The organism is Streptomyces kebangsaanensis, from assembly GCF_001906585.1.
Classification (GTDB): domain Bacteria; phylum Actinomycetota; class Actinomycetes; order Streptomycetales; family Streptomycetaceae; genus Streptomyces; species Streptomyces kebangsaanensis.
On record NZ_JUJA01000014.1, the window covers coordinates 1 to 7,290 of the forward strand.

General features: G+C 70.7%; 6 protein-coding genes, 1 tRNA gene and 2 pseudogenes. 7 read left to right on the forward strand and 2 right to left on the reverse strand.

Going from position 1 to position 7,290, the window contains the following annotated elements; all coding sequences use genetic code 11:
• The 3 genes and pseudogenes from RH94_RS01235 to RH94_RS01245 all read left to right on the forward strand — a co-directional run.
• Positions 1 to 212, forward strand: a 212-nt coding sequence (locus RH94_RS01235) for a zinc ribbon domain-containing protein (RefSeq protein WP_143203935.1), incomplete at its 5' end; no start/stop codon positions are given.
• A 40-nt stretch (positions 213 to 252) separates the two neighbouring features.
• A pseudogene (locus RH94_RS01240) lies at positions 253 to 1,350 on the forward strand (exo-rhamnogalacturonan lyase family protein); the annotation flags it as partial.
• A 117-nt stretch (positions 1,351 to 1,467) separates the two neighbouring features.
• Positions 1,468 to 1,539 (forward strand) — tRNA-Val (locus tag RH94_RS01245).
• A 50-nt stretch (positions 1,540 to 1,589) separates the two neighbouring features.
• Here RH94_RS01245 and RH94_RS01250 read toward each other — a convergent pair.
• Positions 1,590 to 2,318 carry a 3'-5' exonuclease gene (locus RH94_RS01250; RefSeq protein ID WP_073945823.1) on the reverse strand — a complete coding sequence of 243 codons (729 nt, stop codon included), beginning with the start codon at positions 2,316 to 2,318 and terminating at the stop codon, positions 1,590 to 1,592.
• A 169-nt stretch (positions 2,319 to 2,487) separates the two neighbouring features.
• Between RH94_RS01250 and RH94_RS01255 the strand changes: the two genes are divergently transcribed.
• From RH94_RS01255 to RH94_RS01270, 4 genes are all read left to right on the forward strand, one after another.
• Positions 2,488 to 3,054: a DUF4365 domain-containing protein gene (locus tag RH94_RS01255; RefSeq protein ID WP_073945824.1), complete on the forward strand. Its 567-nt coding sequence runs from the start codon at positions 2,488 to 2,490 to the stop codon at positions 3,052 to 3,054.
• A complete protein-coding gene (locus RH94_RS01260; RefSeq protein ID WP_073945825.1) occupies positions 3,051 to 4,286 on the forward strand; it encodes a hypothetical protein in 1,236 nt (411 codons plus the stop codon). The genes RH94_RS01255 and RH94_RS01260 overlap by 4 nt, the downstream gene beginning before the upstream one ends.
• A 111-nt stretch (positions 4,287 to 4,397) precedes the next feature.
• Positions 4,398 to 6,374 carry a threonine--tRNA ligase gene (thrS, locus tag RH94_RS01265; protein WP_073945826.1) on the forward strand — a complete coding sequence of 659 codons (1,977 nt, stop codon included), beginning with the start codon at positions 4,398 to 4,400 and terminating at the stop codon, positions 6,372 to 6,374.
• A gap of 84 nt (positions 6,375 to 6,458) precedes the next feature.
• The gene (locus tag RH94_RS01270; RefSeq protein ID WP_073945827.1) at positions 6,459 to 7,004 is read left to right on the forward strand and encodes an HIT family protein; all 546 of its coding nucleotides are present in this window, start codon (positions 6,459 to 6,461) and stop codon (positions 7,002 to 7,004) included.
• A gap of 25 nt (positions 7,005 to 7,029) precedes the next feature.
• On the opposite strand, the pseudogene RH94_RS41850 reads toward RH94_RS01270, so the two are convergent.
• Positions 7,030 to 7,290 (reverse strand): annotated as a pseudogene (locus RH94_RS41850) (hypothetical protein); the annotation flags it as partial.

Sequence of the window (7,290 nt, forward strand, 5' to 3'; positions counted from 1 at the left end):
CCGCGCACACCACCATGGACTGCGGATCGTGCGGAGCGAGAACCAAGCACGCCCTGCCGCTGTCGGAACGCACCTACACCTGCACCGCGTGCGGAGCCGTGTCCTCCCGGGACAAGAACTCCGCCCGCGTGATGCTCGTCCGGGCAGGTCTGGACCCGGCCGGCGTCGAGGGCGCAAGACCTCCCGGAGCGCTGCTCGGGGAGGCGGCCTGAGCCAGGAATCCCCTCCTCCTCAGGGAGGGGAGCAGTCAACTACTACAAGGACCAGGTGGAGGTGCGGCGCTGGTACGGCTTCTGGGACTACGGCGACATCATGCACACCTACGACGCGGCCCGGCACGTGTGGCGGTACGACGTCGGCGGCTACGCCTGGGACAACTCCGAACTCTCGCCCGACCTCTGGCTCTGGTACGCCTACCTGCGCAGCGGCCGCGCCGACGTCTTCCGCTTCGCCGAGGCGATGACCCGGCACACCGGCGAGGTCGACGTCTACCACCTCGGCACCCGGCACGGCGTGCAGCACTTCGCCGACAGCGCCAAGCAGCAGCGCATCGCCAACACCACCTACCGGCGCTTCTACTACTTCCTCACCGCCGACGAACGCGTGGGCGACCTGATGCACGCCAACGTCGACTCCGACGAGACCTTCCTCGCCCTCGACCCGCTCCGCAAGATCCGCACCGAGCCGTACACGCCCGACCGGCACGCCCTGTCGATCGGCTTCGGCACCGACTGGAGCGGTCTGGTCTCCGCCTGGCTCACCGAGTGGGAGCGCAGGGGCCCCAAGTGGGAGAAGGCCAGGGCACGCGTGCTGTCCACCATGGAGACGATCGCCGCCCAGCCGAACGGCTTCGTGCAGGGCGGCGGCCTGTACGACCTGGACACGGGCAGGTTCGCCGTCGCCCCGGAACCGGTCGTCGACGTCTCCCACCTCTCGGGCGTCTTCGGCCTCAACGAACTGTGCGCCGAACTCGTCGACCTCGTCGACATGCCCGAGTTCAAGGAGGCCTACCTGGACTACTGCCGCTACTTCAACGCGAGCAAGACCGAACAGGCGGCGCGCTACGGCTCCGACTTCGGCTCGCTCATCCTCTTCCAGGGACACTCGCGCATGGACGCGTACGCCGCCGTCCAGACCGGCGACGAGAAACTCGCCCGGCGAGCCTGGGCGAAGTTCTACGGCTCCGACGGCTACACCGAGTCCTCCCCGTGGCGGACGGAGAAGCTGAGCGGGCCGGACACGCTGGTTCCGGGCAGCGAGGCCGCCTGGGTGTCCACCAACGACACCGCGCTCTACGGTCTCGCCGCCATCGAGAACCTGGCACTGCTCGGCGACCGGATGCCCTCGTGACGAGCGGGTGGTGAGGACGCGCGTGGTGGGGGGAGCGCCGCCGCCCGGGCGGCGGCGCCCCCCACCGAAGCGGTTTGGAGGAAGCCCGTCGGGACCTGTATTGTTCAGTGCGTTCCCGGGCGATTAGCTCAGTGGGAGAGCGCTTCGTTCACACCGAAGAGGTCACTGGTTCGAACCCAGTATCGCCCACCCGGGAAAAGGCCGGTCCGCCGCAGCGGGCCGGCCTTTCGCGTACACGCCTACGCGGCCGCCGCCGGAAGCTCCGGACGCAGCGGCCACGAGGGATCCACCGTCTCCTCCGTCCCGTTGCGCGCGAACCACGCCTGCAGCCCCCGGGCCTGGGCCGCGTGCCACCCGGTCTGCAGGGTGTGCAGCTCGGCCGGGGTCAGACGCTCCAGACGGGCCGCGAAGCGGCGGCCCAGCGCCCGCACGACCTCCAGCGCGGCCAGCGCGTCCGCCGCCGCGTCGTGCGCGTCGGCCAGCTCGACCTCGTAGTGCGCGCACAGATCCGCAAGCGTGCGCCGCCCCTTGCGATAACGGTCCAGGTACTTGTCCATGACGCGCGGATCGAGCACGCACAGCGGCGCGGACTCGAACCAGCGCTGCAGCGACGAGGCCCGGTGACGGCGCAACTCCCGGTCGAGCAGCGTCAGATCGAACGGCGCGTTCATCACCACCAGCGGACGGCCCCGCACGGCCTGTTCCACCAGCTGCTCGGCCACCTCGTACATCACCGGCGCCGGCCAGCGCCCGTTGCGCTGCAGATGCTCCTCCGTCAGCCCGTGCACCGCCGTCGCCGCCCCGGGCACCGGCACGCCCGGGTTCACCAGCCAGCGCGTCACCCGCGGCCGCAGACCCGGGGCGTCCTGGACGACGACGGCGGCCGACACGATGCGGTCGGTCTCGACGTCGACACCCGTGGTCTCCGTGTCGAACGCGGCCAGAGGTCCCTCGTACCAGCACGCCATACGCCCCACAACCCCTCGCTCACCCATGGCAGTCGACGCGCCGTCTTCCGCCCGTTTGGTGATACCCGGGCTGTTTGCGGCGTACGCCGGAAGGACACAACAGGAGTACGGGTCTTTGCAGTTCACAGGCCCGCAGTGGGGACTCACCAAGCGTGGAAGGCTGTTGGTCATGGTGACGGCGCAGCCCGAGCGGGGCGGGCTGCTGCCCGGGCACACGGACGCCCCACGGGGCACACTCGCCACCACCGCCTGCATGGAGACACTGCAGGTGGGCTACCTGCACGCGGTCGCCGCCGCGGCCGGCTGCTCGCTGTCCCAGCCCTTTCCCGACAACGGCATCGACTGGCACGTCAGCCACAGCGCCCCCGGGCACACCGTCGATGACGAGGTGACCATCAAGGTGCAGCTGAAGTGCACCTACCAGATACCGCCCGACCCGCCGGGCCGGTACTTCTCCTTCACGCTCGACAACGCCCATCTGGCCAAGCTCGCCCGCACCCCGGTCTCGGTGCACAAGATCCTCGTCGTCATGATCGTGCCCCGGTCGCAGGACCAGTGGCTGCGCGCCGGCCACGACCGGCTCGACCTCAGGCACTGCTGCTACTGGGTCAACCTCGCCGGCCACCCCGTCACCGGCCGGCACCGCACCACCGTGCGGATACCGACCTCGCGCATCTTCGACGACCGGGCCCTGTGCGAGATCATGACGCGGGTCGGGACGGGAGGCAGACCATGAATCACCGCCCCCGCGGCGAACCCCCGAGGGCCGCGCGCCCGCACCCCGTCGACGCCTCCTGGAGCCGTCCCCCCGGTCCCCCCGAGCCCGCCGGCGTCGATCCGGCCGTGCTCGGCGCCCTGCTGCACCGGCACGGTTGGCAGCGGCGCGGCGGCGCCCCCGGCCGCTACGGCCGCTGGACCCCGCCCGACCCGGCCGGCGCCGGTACGAGCCTGCTGGTGCCGGAGAGCCGCTCCTTCCCCGACAGCGACGACCTGCTCGGCGAGGCACTGGACGCCCTCACCCGCAGCGGCACGCCCTCCGCGCGCGAGGTGCTGGTCGCCCTCACCCTGCCCAGCGACGAGATCCGCTGGTGGCGGGACGTGCCGAGCGGACCGGTCCACGCCGCCCCCTGGACCGTCGACGAGCGGCTGCGCGGCGCCGCCCGGCAGATGCTGCTCGCCGCCGCGCTCGCCACACGCGCGCGTGCCGGCTACCACGGCGCCCGCCACCGGCGCTCGGCCGCCGCGTGCCTCGAACAGGTCCTCGTCGGCTCCGCGACCGACGGCCGCCGGCTGACCGCCTTCGTCCCCGTCGACCCCGGACGGCCCCTCGCCGTACGACTCCACCAGGCCCTGCACGCCGTCCGCGAGGCCGTCGACCACCGGCGGGCCACCGGCAGCATGGACGCCTTCGACGGAGCCGTCCGCGCGGGCGCCAGCCGTGAACTCACCGAGGCCGTCGTCGCCCTCGTCCGCGGCACCGAGGGCGCCCGCGTCGCCGTCGGGTGGGCGCCCGCCGCGGGTGTTCCCGAGGGCTGCGCGGCCGCCGCCGAGACCGTCGAGTTCTCCCCCGGCGACCTGCCCGTGCTGCGCGAGGCCGGCGCCCGCTACCTGCGCGCCGAACCGTCGGTGCCCGTGCGGATCACCGGCACCGTGGTGCGGATGCGCAGGTCCCAGCCGCGCGGCGAGGGCACGGTACGGCTCCGGGTGCTCGCGGGCGCCGAGGTGCCGTACGTGCGCGTGACCCTGCAGGAGGAGGACTACCGCATCGCCGGCCACGCCCACCTGGTCGGACTGCCCGTGCGGGTGCTCGGACGGCTGGAGAGCCGGGGCGGCTTCCGCCGGCTCACGGGCGCCTTCGGGGTCGTACCCGTGCAGGTGGAGGACGAGGAGCGGGACCGGCTGATGAAGTCGCTGCAGGAGGATCTGGACTTCTTCGAGGAGGCGTGCGGCGGGGACGACCGCGACTGATCGTGGACGCAGGGTTATCGTTTCGCGGTCGGCGGCCCCGGGTCGGTACGATCCCTTATTGCGTGCGCAATAGGTTATGGGCGCGCTTCCACCTTCAGGCAGGAGAGACCGGTGTCAGACGTCCGTGTGATCATCCAACGCGATTCCGAGCGGGAAGAGCGCACGGTGACGACGGGCACCACGGCCGCCGACCTCTTCGCCGGCGAGCGCTCGATCATCGCCGCCCGGGTGGGGGGCGAGCTGAAGGACCTCGCCCATGAGGTCGAGGACGGCGAGACCGTCGAGGGCGTCGAGATCTCCTCCGAGGACGGCCTCAACATCCTGCGCCACTCCACCGCGCACGTCATGGCGCAGGCCGTGCAGGAGCTCTTCCCCGAGGCCAAGCTGGGCATCGGCCCGCCCGTCAGGGACGGCTTCTACTACGACTTCGACGTCGACAAGCCGTTCACGCCCGAGGATCTCAAGGCCATCGAGAAGAAGATGCAGGAGATCCAGAAGCGGGGGCAGAAGTTCTCCCGCCGCGTGGTCACCGACGAGGCCGCCCGCGAGGAGCTGGCGAACGAGCCGTACAAGCTGGAGCTGATCGGCCTCAAGGGCTCCGCGTCGCACGACGACGGCGCGGACGTCGAGGTCGGCGCCGGCGAACTGACGATCTACGACAACCTGGACGCCAAGACCGGCGAGCTGTGCTGGAAGGACCTGTGCCGCGGTCCCCACCTGCCCTCGACCCGGCTCATCCCGGCGTTCAAGCTGATGCGCAACGCGGCCGCCTACTGGCGCGGCAGCGAGAAGAACCCCATGCTCCAGCGCATCTACGGCACCGCCTGGCCGTCCAAGGACGAGCTGAAGGCGTACCTGGACTTCCTCGCCGAGGCCGAGAAGCGCGACCACCGCAGGCTGGGCAACGAGCTGGACCTGTTCTCCATCTCCGACCAGATCGGCTCCGGCCTCGCCGTCTTCCACCCCAAGGGCGGCACCGTCCGGCGGGTCATGGAGGACTACTCGCGCCGCCGCCACGAGGAGGAGGGCTACGAGTTCGTCTACACCCCGCACGCGACCAAGGGGAAGCTCTTCGAGACCTCGGGCCACCTGGACTGGTACGCCGAGGGCATGTACCCGCCCATGCAGCTCGACGAGGGCGTGGACTACTACCTCAAGCCCATGAACTGCCCGATGCACAACCTGATCTTCGACGCGCGCGGGCGGTCGTACCGCGAACTGCCGTTGAGGCTCTTCGAGTTCGGGACGGTATACCGCTACGAGAAGTCGGGCGTCGTGCACGGCCTGACCCGTTCGCGCGGGTTCACCCAGGACGACGCGCACATCTACTGCACCCGAGAGCAGATGGCCGACGAGCTCGACAAGACGCTCACCTTCGTGCTGAACCTGCTGCGGGACTACGGGTTGACGGACTTCTACCTGGAGCTGTCCACCAAGGACCCGGAAAAGTACGTCGGGACCGACGAGGTCTGGGAGGAGGCCACCGAGACCCTGCGCCAGGTCGGCGAGAAGCAGGGCCTGCAGCTGGTCCCGGACCCGGGCGGCGCGGCGTTCTACGGCCCGAAGATCTCCGTCCAGGTCAAGGACGCGATCGGCCGCACCTGGCAGATGTCGACGGTCCAGCTCGACTTCAACCTGCCGGAGCGGTTCAACCTGGAGTACACCGCCGCCGACGGTTCCAAGCAGCGCCCGGTCATGATCCACCGCGCGCTGTTCGGCTCCATCGAGCGGTTCTTCGCCGTGCTCCTGGAGCACTACGCGGGCGCGTTCCCGGCGTGGCTGGCGCCGGTGCAGGCGGTCGGTATCCCGGTGGGCGATGCCCATGCGGAGTACCTGGAGAAGTTCGCCGCGACCGCCAGGAAGAAGGGCCTGCGGGTGGAGGTCGACTCCTCCTCGGACCGGATGCAGAAGAAGATCCGCAACGCGCAGAAGCAGAAGGTGCCGTTCATGGTGATCGCAGGCGACGAGGACATGGCGAACAACGCCGTCTCCTTCCGCTACCGCGACGGCTCCCAGGAGAACGGCATCCCGTTCGACGAGGCCATCGCGAAGATCGTGAAGGTCGTCGAGGAGCGGGCGCAGGTCTGAGCAGCGGTGGCGGGCGGCCCCCGGTGATCTCCTCCCACCGGGGGCCTTTCCCTGCCCGCAGGCCGCACGCCATATGCTGCACGCATGACGAGTGAGCCGGAACAGCAGCTGGGAGTGGGAACGCCCGACGCGTTCCAGCGCCTGTGGACGCCCCACCGGATGGCCTACATCCAGGGTGAGAACAAGCCGAGCGGCCCTGCTGCCGGCGACGGCTGCCCCTTCTGCTCGATCCCGGCCAAGTCCGACGAGGACGGCCTGGTCGTGCGGCGCGGTGAGCACGTGTACGCGGTGCTCAACCTTTACCCGTACAACGGCGGCCACCTCATGGTCGTGCCCTACCGCCATGTCGCCGACTACACCGACCTGACGGAACCGGAGACCGCGGAACTCGCGGAGCTCACCAAGCAGGCCATGACGGCGTTGCGCAGCGCCTCCGGGGCCCATGGTTTCAATCTGGGCATGAACCAGGGCTCGGTCGCGGGCGCCGGTATCGCCGCCCACTTGCACCAGCACGTCGTCCCCCGCTGGGGCGGCGACACCAACTTCCTGCCCGTGATCGGCCACACGAAGGTCCTGCCGCAGCTCCTCGCCGACACCCGCGCGATGCTCGCGAAGGCCTGGCCCGCGTAGGCCGCGCGCGGGCCAGGCCCGCGCCTCACGCGTCGTACACGTCGGCCTTCTTCGGCGACACCTCCTGCACCCCTCCGCTGAGGGCCGACGCGCGGGAGCCGAACTTCTCGACGTCCACGCCGTTCTCCTTGAGGACCTTGAGCGCCGCCGCGTGCACCACCCGCAGCACCGGAGTGGCGGCGCGCAGCGCGTCGTCGGCCATGAAGCGGTGCCGCCAGGGCTGGTCGGCCCAGACGTGCCGCAGGCCGAAGGGCTCGGGCAGGGCGAGGCTGCCGCCGAGCCAGTT